We start from the raw sequence: 1,202 nt of genomic DNA, 5'->3' as shown, positions 1-1,202 counted from the left end.
GGATGCACATCGGCATCTGCTGCGCGGGAGCCGGCTGTCCCTGAGCAGCCCGCACAGCGGCGGCCCGGGTGGCGCTGTTCAGCGGCGGGGTCATGGTGGTCATGCCGGCATCACCGCCGTCACCGGCAGCAGCCCGCGCAGCGCCTTCAGAGCCTTGTGCTGCATCGACTTGACCACCGCCGGGGTCTTGCCCAACGCCTGGGCGGTCTCCTCGATCGACAGCTCCCGCAGGTACCGCAGCGTGATGCACCGCCGGTGGTCCGGGTTGAGCTGCTCGATCCCGGCCAGGACCGTCTCGCGGGTCAGGGTCGCCATCGCGGCGGCCTCCGGGTTCGGGGCCTGCTCGACCGGGGCCGCGTCGCGCAGCTCCGCCACCGGCCGCTCGCGCCGCTGGTGCGACAGCATGTGGTTGGCGGTCAGGTTTCGGGCGATCGTGGTGACCCACGCGCCGAAGTCGCCGCCCGGCCGGCGGAACGCCGGCAGGTTACGCAGGGCCCGCAGCCACGTCTCCGAGGTCAGGTCCTCGGCCACCTGGCGGTCCATCACGCGCCGGTAGATGAACCGGAACACCTGATCGACGTACCGGTCGTAGACCAGACCGAACGCTTCCGCGTCACCGGACTGCGCCCGCGCCACCAGCACAGACACGTCGCCGGCCATCGATCGAGGTAGGGTCTGCTCCGGATTTCTCCGGGCAGCACGTACCCTCATTGCTGGCATCTGAGCCTCCTTGGGGTGTGATGCCGCAGCCTCGGCGGGGCCCAATCCCGCCGGGGCCTTTTCTCTTTGGTCACCACAGCGACCAAAGAAAGGTCCAAGGTCTGTATGCAGACCTATCAACGTGCGGACAACGTTAAGTCGCCGATCGGTCACCGGTCAAGCTTTTCTGTATGCAGACCTTCAGACGGTCTAGTCTGTGCCCATGAGTACGGGCCCCACAGACGCTCGACCGCTACAAGTCCGCGTCGCTGACGACATTCGGCTGAAGATCGAAACGGGCGTCCACAGCCCGGGAGACCGGTTGCCCACGCTTGATGAGCTGGCGGCAGACAACCTCGTCAGCCTTGCTGTGGCACGCAAAGCGATCGACCTGCTGAAGCAGCAAGGGCTGGTCATCACCGTTCAGGGCAAGGGCACCTTCGTCCGGGAACGCCCGTCTGCCCGTCGGCACGGCATCGACAGGTACGCCAAGAGTCGCTGGA

Annotated in this window: 2 protein-coding genes; one reads left to right on the top strand and one right to left on the bottom strand. The window is 67.1% G+C overall.

The features are described 5' to 3' along the window. Positions 1 to 99: 99 nt before the first annotated feature. A complete protein-coding gene (locus tag AB0E94_RS53090; RefSeq protein WP_360344625.1) occupies positions 100 to 648 on the bottom strand; it encodes a sigma-70 family RNA polymerase sigma factor in 549 nt (182 codons plus the stop codon). 274 nt (positions 649 to 922) lie between these two features. Between AB0E94_RS53090 and AB0E94_RS53085 the strand changes: the two genes are divergently transcribed. Further along, the coding region (locus AB0E94_RS53085; protein ID WP_360344622.1) for a GntR family transcriptional regulator at positions 923 to 1,202 on the top strand (280 nt) is incomplete at its 3' end.

Origin of the sequence: Actinoplanes sp. NPDC026670 (assembly GCF_040638175.1) — a bacterium.
Lineage (GTDB): Bacteria > Actinomycetota > Actinomycetes > Mycobacteriales > Micromonosporaceae > Actinoplanes.
The sequence above is the reverse complement of the archived record's forward strand: the minus strand, read 5'-3'. Positions and strand labels throughout refer to the sequence as shown.